This is a genomic window from Luteimonas lutimaris (genome assembly GCF_039537065.1).
GTDB classification, from domain to species: Bacteria; Pseudomonadota; Gammaproteobacteria; order Xanthomonadales; family Xanthomonadaceae; genus Luteimonas; species Luteimonas lutimaris.
The window spans coordinates 362,676-378,092 of sequence record NZ_BAAAZU010000001.1; the positions used below are offsets into that span (position 1 = coordinate 362,676).

Annotated in this window: 17 protein-coding genes; 5 read left to right on the forward strand and 12 right to left on the reverse strand. The window is 67.5% G+C overall.

Going from position 1 to position 15,417, the window contains the following annotated elements; genetic code table 11:
* Positions 1-245: 245 nt before the first annotated feature.
* The 9 genes from rpmG to ABD679_RS01690 all read right to left on the reverse strand — a co-directional run bounded on the left by rpmG (position 246) and on the right by ABD679_RS01690 (position 7,370).
* Positions 246-410 carry a 50S ribosomal protein L33 gene (gene rpmG, locus ABD679_RS01650; RefSeq protein ID WP_057659899.1) on the reverse strand — a complete coding sequence of 55 codons (165 nt, stop codon included), beginning with the start codon at positions 408-410 and terminating at the stop codon, positions 246-248.
* A gap of 10 nt (positions 411-420) precedes the next feature.
* Positions 421-657 carry a 50S ribosomal protein L28 gene (rpmB, locus tag ABD679_RS01655; protein WP_344758182.1) on the reverse strand — a complete coding sequence of 79 codons (237 nt, stop codon included), beginning with the start codon at positions 655-657 and terminating at the stop codon, positions 421-423.
* A 315-nt stretch (positions 658-972) separates the two neighbouring features.
* The gene (locus tag ABD679_RS01660) at positions 973-2,799 is read right to left on the reverse strand and encodes a DUF885 domain-containing protein (RefSeq protein ID WP_425561827.1); all 1,827 of its coding nucleotides are present in this window, start codon (positions 2,797-2,799) and stop codon (positions 973-975) included.
* An 89-nt stretch (positions 2,800-2,888) separates the two neighbouring features.
* Entirely contained in the window at positions 2,889-3,236 is a 348-nt protein-coding gene (locus tag ABD679_RS01665; RefSeq protein ID WP_344758183.1) for a lipid-A-disaccharide synthase N-terminal domain-containing protein, read from the reverse strand.
* A gap of 227 nt (positions 3,237-3,463) precedes the next feature.
* Complete coding sequence (locus tag ABD679_RS01670; RefSeq protein ID WP_344758184.1) at positions 3,464-4,204, reverse strand: glycosyltransferase family 2 protein; 741 nt, start codon at positions 4,202-4,204, stop codon at positions 3,464-3,466.
* Between the two features lie 35 nt (positions 4,205-4,239).
* Entirely contained in the window at positions 4,240-5,148 is a 909-nt protein-coding gene (locus ABD679_RS01675; protein WP_344758185.1) for a ParB/RepB/Spo0J family partition protein, read from the reverse strand.
* A complete protein-coding gene (locus ABD679_RS01680) occupies positions 5,145-5,972 on the reverse strand; it encodes a ParA family protein (RefSeq protein ID WP_344758186.1) in 828 nt (275 codons plus the stop codon). Before ABD679_RS01680 ends, ABD679_RS01675 begins: the two co-directional genes overlap by 4 nt.
* A gap of 125 nt (positions 5,973-6,097) precedes the next feature.
* Positions 6,098-6,742 carry a 16S rRNA (guanine(527)-N(7))-methyltransferase RsmG gene (gene rsmG, locus ABD679_RS01685; RefSeq protein ID WP_344758187.1) on the reverse strand — a complete coding sequence of 215 codons (645 nt, stop codon included), beginning with the start codon at positions 6,740-6,742 and terminating at the stop codon, positions 6,098-6,100.
* Between the two features lie 31 nt (positions 6,743-6,773).
* Positions 6,774-7,370: a 4'-phosphopantetheinyl transferase family protein gene (locus ABD679_RS01690; protein ID WP_344758188.1), complete on the reverse strand. Its 597-nt coding sequence runs from the start codon at positions 7,368-7,370 to the stop codon at positions 6,774-6,776.
* A gap of 116 nt (positions 7,371-7,486) precedes the next feature.
* Between ABD679_RS01690 and ABD679_RS01695 the strand changes: the two genes are divergently transcribed.
* Entirely contained in the window at positions 7,487-8,875 is a 1,389-nt protein-coding gene (locus tag ABD679_RS01695) for an AMP-binding protein (protein ID WP_425561828.1), read from the forward strand.
* A gap of 110 nt (positions 8,876-8,985) precedes the next feature.
* Positions 8,986-9,255: a GlsB/YeaQ/YmgE family stress response membrane protein gene (locus ABD679_RS01700; RefSeq protein ID WP_344758190.1), complete on the forward strand. Its 270-nt coding sequence runs from the start codon at positions 8,986-8,988 to the stop codon at positions 9,253-9,255.
* Between the two features lie 102 nt (positions 9,256-9,357).
* On the opposite strand, the gene xth is transcribed toward ABD679_RS01700, so the two are convergent.
* Positions 9,358-10,128, reverse strand: a complete 771-nt coding sequence (xth, locus tag ABD679_RS01705) for an exodeoxyribonuclease III (RefSeq protein WP_344758191.1) — start codon at positions 10,126-10,128, stop codon at positions 9,358-9,360.
* A gap of 236 nt (positions 10,129-10,364) precedes the next feature.
* Between xth and ABD679_RS01710 the strand changes: the two genes are divergently transcribed.
* The 3 genes from ABD679_RS01710 to ABD679_RS01720 all read left to right on the forward strand — a co-directional run bounded on the left by ABD679_RS01710 (position 10,365) and on the right by ABD679_RS01720 (position 13,089).
* A complete protein-coding gene (locus ABD679_RS01710) occupies positions 10,365-11,363 on the forward strand; it encodes a hypothetical protein (protein ID WP_344758193.1) in 999 nt (332 codons plus the stop codon).
* A 69-nt stretch (positions 11,364-11,432) separates the two neighbouring features.
* Positions 11,433-11,642: a helix-turn-helix transcriptional regulator gene (locus ABD679_RS01715; protein WP_344758194.1), complete on the forward strand. Its 210-nt coding sequence runs from the start codon at positions 11,433-11,435 to the stop codon at positions 11,640-11,642.
* 403 nt (positions 11,643-12,045) lie between these two features.
* The gene (locus tag ABD679_RS01720) at positions 12,046-13,089 is read left to right on the forward strand and encodes an AAA family ATPase (protein WP_344758195.1); all 1,044 of its coding nucleotides are present in this window, start codon (positions 12,046-12,048) and stop codon (positions 13,087-13,089) included.
* Between the two features lie 371 nt (positions 13,090-13,460).
* Here ABD679_RS01720 and ABD679_RS01725 read toward each other — a convergent pair whose 3' ends face one another.
* A complete protein-coding gene (locus tag ABD679_RS01725) occupies positions 13,461-14,351 on the reverse strand; it encodes an integrase domain-containing protein (RefSeq protein WP_344758196.1) in 891 nt (296 codons plus the stop codon).
* A 607-nt stretch (positions 14,352-14,958) separates the two neighbouring features.
* Complete coding sequence (locus tag ABD679_RS01730; RefSeq protein ID WP_344758197.1) at positions 14,959-15,261, reverse strand: hypothetical protein; 303 nt, start codon at positions 15,259-15,261, stop codon at positions 14,959-14,961.
* Positions 15,262-15,417: the final 156 nt, after the last annotated feature.

The window sequence follows — 15,417 nt, forward strand, 5'->3', positions numbered from 1 at the left end:
AGCATCAAAAGCTCGCGGCTGAAGCCGCTCCTGCAGGAGACGGTACGGGCGCCGCCACTATGGCCCCTCTCCTGCGAAGCGGGAGCGGGAGGCGCGCGGCGCCGGGTGAGGATCCGGCGTTTGGATCGGACAAAAAGAAACCCGCCAATCGGCGGGCTTCCCTTGCAGCTCAAGTCACTGGATCCCCGCCTGCGCGGGGATGACGATTTGCCGGCGCCAACGCTTTCGCGTTGGCTGGCACATCGTCACTTGATCTTGCCTTCCTTGTAGATCACGTGCTTGCGGACGACGGGATCGTACTTCTTGATCTCCATCTTGCCGGGGGTGTTCTTCTTGTTCTTGTCGGTGGTGTAGAAGTGGCCGGTGTTGGCCGAGGAGATCAGACGGATCTTGTCGCGCTTGGTAGCCATGGTGTCCTCCTCAGACCTTTTCGCCGCGGGCGCGCAGCTCGGCGAGGACGACGTCGATGCCGTTCTTGTCGATGGTGCGCATGGCAGCGGTGGAAACGCGCAGCTTCACCCAACGGTTCTCACTGGCCACCCAGAAGCGGCGCTCGTGCAGGTTGGGGAGGAAACGGCGACGGGTTTTGTTGTTGGCGTGCGAGACGTTGTTGCCGCTCATCACGCGCTTGCCGGTGACCTGACAGGTCCGGGACATGACGCACCTCGAAGGTAAGTTGTTGTCGCCCATGGCCTGGGAGACGGCGGCCCCGACGCATCCCGACGGGATGGCGCCACGCAAAACGGGTTGAATCCGCACTGCCGGCGGCGGGCCGGAATCGCGCTTCCGGACCCGCCCGGTCGCAGGCCTGGAAGGGCCGACCGGACGCAGTGAGCCGCGCATTATGCCGCCCGGCCCGGCTCCGGGGCAAGACCGGCGTCCCGGCCCGGGCAGTCTCCCCCGCCCGGTCCCGGGCCAGGCCTGGCAATCCCCGGACGGGGCCGGTGCCGGGACAGGGGCCCCGGGGGGCGTTCAGCCGCCTGCGGCCGGCGCGTCCACGGGTTCGCCGGATGCCGACCCGGCTTCGGCGATGTAGGCGCGGACCTGCTGCTCCAGCACCGGCAGCGGCACCGAGCCCTGCGCCAGCACGGCGTCGTGGAACTTGCGCACGTCGAAGCGCGGCCCCAGCGCCTGCTCGGCTTCCTTGCGCAGCTTCACGATCGCCAACTCGCCCAGCTTGTAGCTCAGCGCCTGCGCCGGCCAGGAGATGTAGCGGTCGACCTCGGTGGTGACCTCGTGCTCGGACAGCGCGGTGCGGTCGCGCAGGTAGGCCAGGGCCTGGTCGCGGGTCCAGCCCATGTGGTGCACGCCGGTGTCGATCACCAGCCGGCAGGCGCGCCACATGGCGTAGGTCAGGCGGCCGAAGTCCTCGTACGGGGTTTCGTAGATGCCCATCTCCACGCCCAGGTCCTCGCTGTACAGGCCCCAGCCCTCGCCGTAGGCGGAGATGTAGTTCTCGCGGCGGAAGGCCGGCTGCGCGTCCTGCTCCATCGCCAGCGAACCCTGTAGCGAATGGCCGGGGGACGACTCGTGCAGGGTCAGCGCCGGCAGGTTGTACAGCGGACGCGAGGGCAGGTCGTAGGTGTTGACCCAGTAGGTGCTGGCGCCGCCGCGGCCGGCGGTCCAGAACGGGGCGATGTCGTCGGGCACCGGCACGATGGTGAAGCGCCCGCGCGGCAGGGTGCCGATGATCTTGCCGACCTCGCCGTCCACGCGCTTGCTGATCCAGGCGGCGCGGCGCAGCAGTTCTTCCGGGGTTTTCGCGTAGAACTGCGGATCGGTGCGCAGGAAGTGCAGGAAGGCCGCAAAGTCGCCCTTGAAGCCGACCTTGCGGATGATCGCGTCCATTTCCGCCTGGATCCGGTCCACCTCGCGCAGGCCGATGGCGTGGATCTCGTCGGGGGTCATGTCCAGGGTGGTGTATTCGCGGATCTGCTGCCGGTACCAGGCCTCGCCGTCGGGCATGGCTTCGGCGGCAAGTGTGTCGCGCGCGTTGGGCACGTATTCGTCGAGGAAGAACGCCAGCAGCTTGCCGTACGCCGGGACCAGCTTGCCGCTGATGGCCTCGCGGGCCTCGGCGCGCAGCTGTTCCTGCTCCGCCGCGGGGATCGACGCGGGCATCTTCTCGAACGGCTTCCAGAACGCGGACTTTTCCGGATCGTCGAGCTCGGCGACGTTGGCGATGGAGACCTCGCGCCCGGCCAGCACCGCCTTCGGCACGCTGAAGCCGCGCGCAAGGCCGGCGCGCATGTTGTCGATCTGCTGGTCGAAGTAACGCGGCACGTCCGCAAGGCGGCCGATGTAGTTGCGGTAGGCACGCGCGTCGCGCATCGGCTGGCGCGCCATGAAGGCCAGGTTCGACCAGAACGAGCTGTCGGCGTTGAACGGCATCTCGTAGTCGCGGAAGCGCGCCGACGCGGCCAGGTTCTCCACCTGCGGCCGGTACACGGCGTAGTTGACCTGCTCGGCGGGCGAGAGCGCGGCCGGGTCGATGCCGTCGAGCTGCGCCAGCACGTCGTCCCACACCGCCAGCCGGCGCTGCTGTGCATCGGGCCCGACGTCGGGCAGGCGCGGCAGGTCGTCGCCACCCGCATCGTCCTCGTCGCCGGCCATGCCGAACTCGCTCTCGCGCCAGGCCCATTCCTTCTCGTAGATCGCGCGGAAGGCGGCGTCCGCGGCCTGCGTCGCGTCGGCGGCCGGCGCGGGCGTGCCCGCCGCGGGCGTGTCCGCCGCGAGCGCGGCCAGCGGCAGGGAGGCGGTCAGGGCGAGCGCAAGCGCGAGCGCGCCGTGGAGTCGGATGCGGTTCAAGGCGGTGTTCCCGTTTGCCGATGGAATCCGCCCCATGCTACCCGCTGCCGGCGCGCGCCACGGGTGGCGGAAGTCCCGGTTCAGTGCGTGGCGCGGTCGCGGCGCCAGCCGCGGTGGCGGATGTCCAGGTACAGGCTGTAGGCGGCGGTGAAGGCCGGGAACAGGTTCTGCACGACGCCCACCGCGTCCTGCTTCTGCGAGAACACGAAGTAGCTCAGCGTCATCACGCTGCCGAGCAGGCTCATGTACCAGAACAGGCGCGGGATCACCGGCTTGCGGTGGCGGCGGCTGGCGATGAACTGCACCACCCAGCGCCCGCCGAACATCAGCGCGCCGGTCAGGCCGATCAGCTTCCACGGCGACATGTGCAGGCCGGTCCAGGCCAGCCATTCGATCGGGGCGTTCATGAAGTCGGTGGCGGGAATCATCGGCGGGGCTCTGTGGTGTCTGGATTGTCATCCTGTGGATTGTCATCCCGAGCGCAGCGAGGGATCTGCTGGGCGGGCAAAACCAGATCCCTCGCTGCGCTCGGGAGGACAGTGAAGTGGAAGGGGATGACAGGGAATCGGGTCGGGCGGGAATCGGGTCCGGCGGGAGTTTGGTCGGGCGGGAATCTGGTCGAGTGGGAGTCTGGTCGGGCGGGAATCCGGTCGGGTCAATCGACTTCTTCGACCGCGGTGACCTTGCCGCGGCGGATCAGCCACGCCACCCCTCGCAGGTCGCTGATGCCGACCAGCGCGCGGCCCAGGTTGTTGTACTTCGACACGCCGGTGGCGCGGTGGCGGTGGTTGACCGGCACGCTGACCGTCTTCCAGCCGGCGCGCTGCATCAGCGCCGGCAGGTAGCGGTGCATGTGGTCGAAATACGGCAGGTCGAGGAAGGCGGCGCGCTCGAACAGCTTGGTGCCGCAGCCGGTGTCCGGGGTGTCGTCGTGCAGCATCCGCGCGCGGATCGCGTTGGCCCACTTGCTGGCCCAGCGCTTGCTGCCCGAGTCGCGGCGGTCCACGCGCCAGCCGGCGAACAGCTTCACGTCGGCAGGCGACCGCGCGCGCATGGCGAGCAGCTTCGGGATGTCGGCCGGATCGTTCTGGCCATCGCCGTCGAGGGTCGCGATCCACGCGCCGCGCGCGGCCCGCACGCCGGTGCGGATCGCGGTGCTCTGCCCGCTCTGGATGGCGTGGCGCAGGACCCGCAGTTCGGGGACTTCGGCCTTCAGCCGCTGCAGCGCGGGCAGCGTGCCGTCGCCGGAGTGGTCGTCGACGTAGACGATTTCGAAGTTGCCGCCGTCCCCGGCCGCGCGCCCGCGCAGGGCGGCGACGATCTCGCCGACCAGCGGCGCGATGTTGTCCTGTTCGTTGAACACCGGGACGACGACGGTGAGGCGGGGGGCGTGCATGCTGCGATCGTGCGCGCTGGCGTGTGGTGCCGGTGTCAGGCCCGGGTGCGCAGCCGTTCAAGCACGCCGTCGAGCGTGTCCAGGTCGCTGTAGTGGATCACCAGCCGGCCCTTGCCGCCGCGGCCGTGGACCACGCTCACGCGCGTGCCCAGGGTCTCGGACAACTCGGTCTCCAGCGCGGCGATGTCGGCCTGCGGACGGGCCTTGCCTGCGCTTGCCTTGCGCCCGGTCGCGGGCACCTTGCCGGCGGCGAACTGCTGCGCGCGGTGTTCGACCTCGCGCACCGACCAGCCGTGCTCGGCCGCGTCCGAGGCCAGCTTGCTGGCCAGCTCCGGCGACAGCGTCAGCAGCGCGCGCGCGTGCCCCATCTCCAGCCGCCGCGCTTCGAGCAAGGCGCGGATCGCCGGCGGAAGTTCGAGCAGGCGCAGCAGGTTGGAGACCGCGGCGCGCGAGCGGCCGACGGCGCCCGCCGCCTGCGCGTGGGTCAGGTCGAATTCCTCGATCAGCCGCTGCAGCGCCTGCGCTTCTTCCAGCGGGTTGAGGTCTTCGCGCTGGATGTTCTCGATCAGGGCCATCGCGACCACGGTGCGGTCGTCGGCGCGGCGCACCACCGCCGGGATCTCGGCCAGGCCGGCCAGGCGCGAGGCGCGCCAGCGGCGTTCGCCGGCAATGATCTCGAAGGTGCGGTCGGGCAGTTCGCGCACCACGATCGGCTGGATCACGCCCTGGGCCTTGATCGACTCCGACAGCTCGGCGAGCTTGTCCTCGTCCCACTGCTTGCGCGGCTGGTACTTGCCGGGCGCAATCGCGTCGACCGGCAGGGTGCGCAGGGTGTCCTCGGGGGTGGCTTCCAGGGCCGGTGCCTCGGCGGCGGCCTTGGGCCCGAGCAGTGCCTCCAGGCCCCGCCCGAGGCCGCGCTTCTTGGCGGGCGCCCTGGCGCTCATGCCGGATTCTCCATCGTTGCGGGTTCCTGTGTCTTCTGCTGGCCGCGCCGGGCCTTCTCGCGCTCGCGCTGGCGGCGCAGCAGCTCGCCGGCCAGGCCCAGGTAGGCGACCGAGCCGCGGCTGCCGCGGTCGTAGCCGACGATGCTCTGGCCGTGGCTGGGCGCCTCGGCCAGGCGCACGTTGCGCGGCACGATGGTGCGGAAGACCTTGTCGCCGAAGTGGTTGGTCAGCTCGGCCGAGACCGCGTTGGCCAGGTTGTTGCGCACGTCGAACATGGTCCGCAGCACGCCCTCGATCTCGAGCGCCGGGTTGAGCCGCGCCTTGAGCGCGTCGATCGTCTGCAGCAGCGCGGTCAGGCCTTCGAGCGCGTAGTACTCGCACTGCATCGGGACGAGCACCGAGTCGGCGGCGGTCAGCGCGTTCAACGTGAGCAGCGACAGCGCCGGCGGGCAGTCGATGATGATGTAGTCGTATTTGTCGCGCAGCGGGTCGAGCGCGCGCTTGAGCCGCTGCTCGCGCCCGTCCTCGTCCATCAACTCGATCTCGGCCGCGGTCAGGTCGGTGTTGCCCGGCATCAGGTCGAGCCCTTCGGGCGTGCGCACGATCGCGGCGGCGGCGTCGACTTCCTCCAGCAGCACGTCGCAGGTCGAGGCCTGCAGCTCGCGCTTGTCCACGCCGCTGCCCATGGTCGCGTTGCCCTGCGCGTCGAGGTCGACCAGCAGCACGCGCTTGGGCGTGCGCGACAGCGCCGCGGCAAGGTTCACCGCCGTGGTCGTCTTTCCGACGCCGCCTTTCTGGTTGGCGATGGCGATGATGCGGGCCATGGGGTCCGGAGCCTCGGTGCGATGGGGTGCGGACGCAGGACGGGCCGGCGGCCGGGCCGGTGATTATGCCTCACCCTTGCCGCTGGCCCGGGGGACCTTTGCAGCCAGGGGCGCGCGGTGCCGGTTCAGGTGGGCGCGCGTTCGACCACCACCAGATGGCGTTCGGCGTCCAGGCCGGGTACCGCCAGCGGGTGCACCGCGGCCATGTGCCAGCCGGCTGGCAGCGCGGCGATTTCCGCGTCCGGGCGGGCGCCCTTCATCGCCAGCAGCTGGCCGCCGGGCCGCAGCAGGTGCGCGCCGGCGGCGAGCAGGTCGGCCAGGGTCGCCATCGCCCGCGCGGTGATCGCGTCGAACGCGCCCGGCTGGTCCAGCGCCTCGGCGCGCGACTCGGCCACGCGCGCGTTGCCCAGCCCCAGCGTGCGCACCGCCTCGCGCAGGAAGCGGGCCTTCTTGCCGTTGGATTCGACCAGGGTCACCTGCAGCGACGGCAGCGCGATCGCCAGCGGGATCCCGGGCAGCCCGGCGCCGGTGCCGAGGTCGGCCAGGCTGCCGACCCCGCGCGCGAACGGCTGCATCGCCAGCGAATCGAGCAGGTGCAGCGACACCATCGCCCGCGGCTCGCGGATGGCGGTGAGGTTGTAGGTGCGGTTCCAGCGCGCGAGCAGGGCCAGATAGGCCAGCAGCGGCGGTGCCAGCGCGGCATCGAGGCCGAGCGCGGCGAGGCCGGCGTCGAGTTCGGCGCGCAGCGCGGGATCGGAGGCGTCGTTCATTCGCGCATTGTAGGAGCGGCGGAAGCCACCCCTACATCGGATGCGGGACGGGCCGCCACGCCAGGCTGCCCAGGTATCCCGGCATCGGCGTGAACGCGTGCAGCGTCCAGTCCGCCGGCGTGCCCAGCGCCGGATCGCAGGCCACCAGCGCCCAGCAGCCGTCGCCGCGCCGCGCGAATGCCAGCCGGTGCAGGCCGAAGGCCAGCCCGCGGCCGTGGGCCTTGAGCACCGCCTCCTTCGCGCACCACAGCTGCACGAACGCCTGCTCCCGCGCGTCCGCCGGCAGCGCCGCCAGCGCCCGGGCCTCGTCCGGGGCGAAGAAGCGCGCTGCCAGCTCCAGCGCGCGCGGCCGCGGCCGCAGCAGCTCCAGGTCGGCGCCGACCTGCACGTCGTGGCCCAGCGCCACGAGGAGGTGCTCGCCGCTGTGGCTCCAGCTGGCGTCGACGCCGGCCACGTCCAGCCGCGGCCGCCCGTGCGCATCGCGCCGCAGCGGCAGCTCCGGCGCCGGCAGGTCGAGCGTTTCGGCCAGCCACGGCCGCGCCAGCGCCTCGGCCGGCGTACCGCGCAGGTGGGGTCCCCAGGCGCAGCGGACGGGGCCGATCGCGAGCCCGCCGGACAGGCTGAACATGAATCGGGGCTTGGCGTCGACCATCGCGCTCAGCGTAAGCTAATCGACGGGGATTTACGGATAGAGGACAGGGGCGGCCGGTTGCCGCCCGGCAACGCAACGCAATGTCGGCAGTCATCGAAACCCAGCCAGCGCCGTCCGCAACGGCATCCGGAAAGCGGCAGCCACTGGCCCGTGGCGACGGCGCGCGCGCGATCGCGTACGACGCGCGCGGCGCGGTGTCGCTGGACACTTTCTTCGCCCACGTGCGCGGCCTTGCCCGGCAGCTGCCGGACGGCAGCCACGCGGTCAACCTGTGCGAGGACCGCTACCGCTTCCTGGTCGCCTTCTGCGCCGTGGCGCTACGCGGGCAGACCACGCTGCTGCCGCCCTCGCGCACGCGCGCGGCGATCGACGAGGTCCGCGCGCAGCACCCGGACAGCTATTGCCTCGGCGACGGCGACCACTGCGGCTGTCCACACGCCTCGCTCGCGCCGCTGCCGCACTACGTGCGCATGCCCGACGAACTGCCACAGTGCGACGGCGAGCCCCTGCAGGTCGACGACGACGCGCTGGTCGCGATCGGCTTCACCTCCGGCAGCACCGGCACGCCGAAACCCAATGCCAAGACCTGGCGCAGCTTCCGCACCAGCACCGCGCAGAACCTGGCCGCGCTGGCGGGGCTGTGGCCCGACGACGAGATCGTGCATGCGGTGGCGACCGTGCCGCCGCAGCACATGTACGGCATGGAGATGTCGGTGCTGATGCCGCTGCTGGGCAACGTCGCCGTGCACGGCGCGCGGCCGTTCTTCCCGCAGGACGTGGCCGACGCCCTGCACGAGGCGCTGGCGCCGCGGCTGCTGGTGACCACGCCCGTGCACCTGCGCGCGCTGGTGGAAGCCGGCGTGTCGCTGCCGCCGATGGCCGGCATCGTCACCGCCACCGCGCCGCTGCCGCAGCCGCTGGCCGCCGCGGCCGAGGCGCGCTTCGGCTGCGAGGTGCGGGAAGTGTTCGGTTCCACCGAGACCTGCGTGATCGCCCGCCGCCGCACCGCGTCCGAAACCGCGTGGACGCCGATGCCCGGCGTGCGCGTCGTCCCGCAGCCCGACGGCGCGCTGGTCCACGCCGCGCACCTGGCGCAGCCGGTGGCGCTGGCCGACCTGGTGGAAGTGCACGCCGACGGCCGCTTCGAACTGCGCGGCCGCCAGGCCGACCTGCTCGAGATCGCCGGCAAGCGCGCTTCGCTCGCCGACCTCACCCGGCGACTGCTTGCGATCCCCGGCGTCGAGGACGGCGCGGTGTTCCAGCTCGACGACATCGACGACATTGGCGTCAAGCGCATCGCCGCACTGGTCGTCGCACCGGGACTGGAGGAAGCCGCGATCCTGCGCGCACTGCGACGCAGCATCGACCCGGTGTTCCTGCCGCGCCGCCTGCACCGCGTCGACGCACTGCCGCGCAACGAGACCGGCAAGTTGCCGCGCGCCGCACTGCTGCGATTGCTGCACGGCAACACCGACGCCTGACCTTCGGCGCGGCGTATCCGCACGCGGCCGTCACGCGGCCGCGGACAGACTCGTCAGGCCCCCCTCGCGGGGAGGAGACCGATGTCTGGCCAAACTGAAGGAGTCACAGCATGAGTTTTATCATCTGGTTGATCGTGGGTGGGATCATCGGCTGGCTTGCGAGCCTGATCATGAAGACCGATGCGCAGCAGGGGCTGCTCCTGAACATCGTCGTCGGCATCGTCGGATCTTTCCTGGGCGGCTGGCTGATCGCGCCGCTGCTCGGTACGGGAACGGTCAACAGCGGTGATTTCAGCATCATGGGACTGGTCGCCTCGTTGATTGGCGCGATCATCCTGCTGGCGATCGTGAACCTGTTCCGCCGCGGACGCGTGCGCTGATCCAGCGTTCCGGGACACGTCCCGAAACGACGAAAGGCCCGGCAATCGCCGGGCCTTTTTCATGCGTGCCCGCCCACGTGGAAGCGGCACGGCAACCGCGGCTCAGCCCAGCCGCACCCAGGCCGGCGCGTGGTCGCTCGGCCGCTCCCAGGTGCGCGGCTCGCGGTCGATACCGGCCTCGACGGCCTGCGTGCGCAGCGCATCGGAGACCAGCGTCAGGTCGATGCGCAGGCCCAGGTCGCGGCGGAATGCGGCCTGGCGGTAGTCCCACCAGCTGAAGATCCCGGCGTCGTCGTGGTGCAGGCGGAAGGCGTCGTGCAGGCCCAGTGCCTGCAGCCGGCGCAGCGCGTCGCGCTCGGCGGTGGACGTGAGGATGTGGGTGTCGTTCCAGACCGCCGGATCGTGCACGTCGCGGTCGTCGGGCGCGATGTTGAAATCGCCCAGCACCACCAGCTTCGGATGCGCGGCGAGTTCCGCCGCCAGCCAGTCGTGCACCGCGTCGAGCCAGCGCAGCTTGTAGGCGTATTTCTCCGTGCCCACGTCCTGGCCGTTGACGACATACAGGTTGACGATGCGCACGCCGTCGACCGTGGCGGCGATGACGCGCTTCTGCTCGTCCTCGAAGCCGGGGATGCCGGCCTGCACTGCGTCGAGGGCGCGCTCGCGGGCGAGGATCGCCACGCCGTTGTAGGTCTTCTGCCCGGAAAACACGCTGCGGTAGCCCAGGCCCGCCAGCACCGCGTCGGGGAATTTTTCGTCGGCGAGCTTGGTTTCCTGGATCCCGACCACGTCCGGCTGCGCGTCGCGCAGCCACTGTTCCAGGTGCGGCAGGCGCACGTTGAGGGAGTTAACGTTCCAGCTGGCGATTTTCATGATCGCGATATCCATTTGATTTAATTGGATTTCGTGTCAGGAAGCTGGTTCAGATACCCCCACACGTACCCCCACAACGCTTTGGTGACCCCAAGTCGATCAGGTGAGGATCTGTGGATTGTCCTCTTCCGGAAGCAGGTCAGTCATCCCATGGTAGTCCATGGGTCTCCATTAGGCAGGTTGCCGAAAGCAAAGGAGATCCGTCCGGACACAGCTATGGGGCCGAGATGCACGTCTTGAACAAAGCACTTCCCAAGGAATGGCGATCACTCCCGCAGTGGGTCAAGGCCGAGCTTGCAGAGGACGTTGAGTATTTCGCAGGCTACGACGAGGTGATCTGCACGCTGGTCCGGCATGGCGCCAGTATGCATCCAGTCTGGGAATTGCTCTATTCGAAGCGCGACGCTTTTGAAAGAGCTGGAGAGCAGGCTCGCAAAGATGGTCGGATAAAGGAGTTCGATCGATCTGCCAGTGACAAGGACCTGCTCGGAATACTTGCTGATCTTCTGAGTGGATCCCAAGTTACTTATCGTGAGAAGGGCGGACGACCCTGGGGGCCGGTGAGGTCGCTTCTGGTGATGCTGCAATTCGTGATGGCAGACGTGGATCCTGGGCTTGAACGGAGCAACGCCGATCGTGCAGCAATTGCGGCGGCTGTAGAGGGGCACGTCATGGGGCTGTGCAAGCAGCTTGATCGCTTGGGAAACGGCGCGATGTTTGGGATGTATCCAGCGGCCATTGCATCAGAGGTGAGTCGTGGGGCATGGCAATGCGTTGATGAGCGCATCCCTAAGCAATTTGACGTTGCGAAAGAGCGCATTCTCAAACGCCTTGATGGCGCGGGTGTCGCGGGTGTTGTACGCCAGGCTGTCATCGATGATCTCGCGGCGCTCCAATACTCGATGGAAGATGGAGTGGAAAGCGTCTATCTGGATCCGCGTCCGTCGATCAAGACACTTGCCGACGGGGCTAAAGAGTGGAGTGACACATGTAACTGGGGACGCAATGATGTCATCCGACACATTGCCGCCAGCCTTCATGGCTGGATTGGCTGCCATCAGCTAACTGCAACACAGATACTGGCGACCATAGCTCTTGGTCAAGATGTCAGCGAAAGCACAGTCAGGAACGCCGTTGCCGGATCCGGCCTGAAGCGGAGAACGCAGAAAGTCAAGTCCAGAACGAAAAGAAGTTCGGGCGATTCTGGAGGTCAAAACGGAGCGCATGAAGCCTAGGTTTGTCTCAGACCGATCCGGACGCACCCGGGTAGGCGCCAAAGACCGTTTGGGTCCAGGAGACACCCCATGCAATCCCAGTACACCACGATGCTTCGGATTGTCGAAGTTTGCCGGCGGACTGGCTTGTCCAAATCCCAGATCCACAGGTTGATCAGTGATGCGTCGTTTCCTCCCGCGGTGAAGCTCGGCACCCGCGCAGTCGGCTGGGTTGAGCGCGACGTTGAGCAGTGGATCCGGCGGCAGATCGAACTGAGCAACCAGAGCGCGTCGCGATGAGCTCGTCGAATCGTGTCGTGCAACCTGTAATCGAGATCGAAGCAGCTGATCGTCGCGCGCGTCGGCGGGCCCCATACTGCAGCGAGATCGAGTTGATGTTGCTGGCCGGCGTCGCGCCAAATGTCTATATCTACGCTGGTCATGATTGCTGGGCTCGGGCAAAGAATCGCCGCGAGATCCATGGAGCCGGCTCAGCATTGGTGCTCCCCGCTGACACCGATCCATGCGACCTGAGGTGGCCAGCGGTGGATGCTGTGCTCGTCTGCTGGCCGACGACCCTGAGTTCTGACTACCGTTCCAAGCTCCTACTCGCGCAAGCGCTCATGCGGGACGGCGTCCGGTACGCAGCGATCGAACATGAGCCCGAGTGGCTGAATGTCCGGCGCGCCGGCGAGCTCCCGTCATGACCAGGATCGTCGTCGCTGCCCCGACCGTGACTCCGCCCTTGCGGATGCAAGCCAGAACTCGGCGGGCTGCCGATATTGAGCCCCAGCCAGTGGCATGGCTATGGGAGCCGCACCTCGCACTTGGCAAGCTTTCCATGGTGGTCGGCGACCCGGGGCTCGGGAAGAGCACGCTGACGGCAGCGCTCGCTGCGCACGTGACCAATTCCCGCGACTGGCCGGATGGGACGAGCTGTCCCCAAGGGGATGTCTTGATGGTCAATGCCGAGGACGACCCAGCGGATACGATTCGTCCGCGCTTGGACGCGGCAGGAGCGGATGTGCAGCGCGTTCACCTTCTTGATGACGTAGTGGACTCCCACCTGCACCGCGCGAGGACGTTCAAGCTCGCGGACGTGGAAGTTCTGGATGAATTCATCGAACGCAACTCAGCGGTCAAGTTGGTGATCATCGACCCACTGAGTGCCTATCTGGCTGGCGTTGACACCCACAAAGATGCGGACGTACGAGGGCTCTTGGCGCCGATCACTCAAATGGCAGCGGCGCGGGGGGTTGCGGTGGTGGCCATTTCACATTTGAACAAGAGCAAAGCCGCGGCAATCTATCGTTCAACGGGGTCCCTTGCATTCGTCGCCGCCGCGAGATCCGCCTATCTCTTGGCGCGATCTGATGACGCGGACGATAAGCGCTTGCTCCTGCCCATCAAGAACAACCTCGGGCCCGACGGAGCAGGCGTTGCCTACTGGCTGCGGTCCACCGATGCGCGGATCCCATACGTGGAATGGTGCAACGAGCCTGTCCAGCTGACGGCTGACGACGTTTTGAGCGTAGGCACGGGATCCTCGGATGACCGTAGCGCAACGGATGACTGCGCAGATTGGTTAAGAACGGTCCTCTCCGGAGGGGGCGCCAAGGCATCCGAGCTCATGAAGCAGGCGGACGGTTATGGATTCAGCGCCAAGGTCTTGCGCAGAGCGCGGGAGCGAGTAGGAGTGAAAACGGTGAAAACCGGGGTCCGGGAAGGCTGGGTGTGGTCCCTGTGATTTCCAAGCACGCGAGAGAGCGGAAATGACCGGTAGGAAAGAGACATTCCAGATATCGCTGGATGCAGATGTCGTAGCAGAGCTCAGGTACATGCTGTCCCTCCTAGACGCCGATCCCCTGTGGCAGAAGGCAGTTGTCGAGGACGTGCTCTACCGGACGGCCGACGCCATCGCAACTGGCTCACGGCGCCCCGGAAGCGCGGAGCGCGTGATCTTAAATATGCTGGGCCTAGTGTCCGAGCGTGCGGAGCATCACGTCTATCGCCGTGCGTACGGGCCTCCTGAAGCTTTGTAGCCCACCCCAAGATGCCCTCGCGACTCCGAAGATGCCCTCGCATTTGGCGGGGCACCTTGGCAAATCAGGGGCATCTTCAACGCATGTAGACACTCTTGACCCAGCGCCCGCGGCCATCGCCGTGCCCCAGGTCATGGCTGACTGCAATCAGGGCTTCCCGGGCCGAGTAGCCCTTCTCCAGGTAGAAGTCCCGCTGAGCCCGGGCAAACGCGTACCTGGCGGAGTGGGGCTTGATGCCGTTCCTGTGCGCCCAGCTGTGGTAAATGCGGCGGGCTTGCAGCAATCCGCCAGCTGGCAAGCCGTCAGAGCGGACAACCAGGAACCCGCCCTGCGCTTCGGCAATCGTGAGGGCGTTACTGACGGCGGCCATTGCCTCAAAGATCGATCCTATCGTCACCGTGCGGGGGCGGCCGCCCTTGGTTCCCGCGAGGACAGTAATTTTGCCCCCGTTGGAAAGCTCTTGGGACCAGCGGCGAAGCGTGTCCGTCCTCGCATGAAGCGCCTCGTTGCCCCTGAGCCCCAGGAAGCGCTCAAGCCCCAGTATGGCGGCCAATCCAAGGCGCCCCTGACTCTCCGCCTTCGCGAAGACCTGGTCGTACGTGGGTCCGGTCAGGGCTGTGTTGGTTCCCAAGCGGGAACCACCGCCGATACCCAGCTCCCCGTTTGTCAACTCCGGCGCATCCGCGACTGCATGGTTGCGAGCGGACCTGAGAATGCCCCGCAGATGGGCCAGTTCGTTCTGCAGTGTGCGCTGCCCGATACCTTGCGCCTTCCTGACGGCGACGTAGATGCGCAAATGTCGGCCACTGATGTTCTTTGCATGGGCCAGGTGCGTGAAGCCCTCCTCGTACATCACCTTCGTAAAGGCCGCCGTTGTCCGCTGCCTCGCCTCGCGGGTGAGATGGGATCCGCCGAGACGGGCGCTCGCTGCCGCGAGGGATGCACGAAATTTGTTCTTTCTGCTCATCATCTTCTCCAAAATTGGTGCCGCGCCAACGGCTATGGGTGCGGGTGGACCGCGTGCACGACAGCCTTCAGCGCGGCTGCAAGTTCGGTGAGTAACGGGCCCCGCCGGTCGCGCGGATAGCTCCGTGCGATGGCGCCGCAGTTGCGGCTGCTGGGGCGGCCTCAGGGAGGCGGGTCTGGCGTGCAAAAACGTGATTTCTGAAGTGAATTTGCGGCGTCACTGACGCGCAGCGGCGTCAAATCCGCATGGCATTGAGGTTTTTGATGGCCAGCGTTGTTGCGTCACTCTCGCGATTCGCGAAGGGAGTGAGCAGTCGGAACTGAGGCGCAATCTCCCTTTCGGGCGGGCGCGGCTGATCGGAGTTGCAAGGCTCGGAAAGGCAGCTTGTGCCTGGGAGCTGATGATGCCGGCAGGGAGCCGGAAAACGTGAGGCACTGGATTGGGCGCCAGGCTCGCTCGGACAACTTGAAGAGAAGCTAAGTCGACCCTGCGCGCAGGGCAAACCCGTGGGCTTCCGACATCTTCTGGGGCCTTATGGGAGCATCACTCGGCCCGCCGATGCGCAGGACTGCGCGATCGAGGATGCCGGCGATGCCACGGGCGCCTGCTATTGCTGCTGCGATTCGATGACCCATGCCTTGCGTCGTGGGTGCAGACCGGAGCGTTGGGCGTAGGCGAGCGCCTCTGTCTTGTTGGAAAAGGTGAGCGGCACCGGGGCTGGACGTTCAACCGGCCAGATGAAGTTCGGCGAGTACAGGATCTCCTTTTCCACCAGCCGGGCGAAGCCACGACCGCGTACCAGCAAACCCCAGCCCTTGCCGTAGCTCACCTCAACAGGTTCGATTGCTTTCACCAGGCCAACGAGCTTGGCCAGCTCAACGGTGGAGGGGGCGATCAGACGGGCTTCCATGGTGGTCTCCTTTGGGCAGTTGGGGGCCAGATATACCGCAAGGCATGGAATCCAGAAATTGGATGGTCTTTCGTCCCCGTCCGATGGGGTGTTTCGGTGCGTGCAGGCTTCTTGCGATACTCGGGTCTCTGGGGACGGAGCTACAGTTCGCTGAAA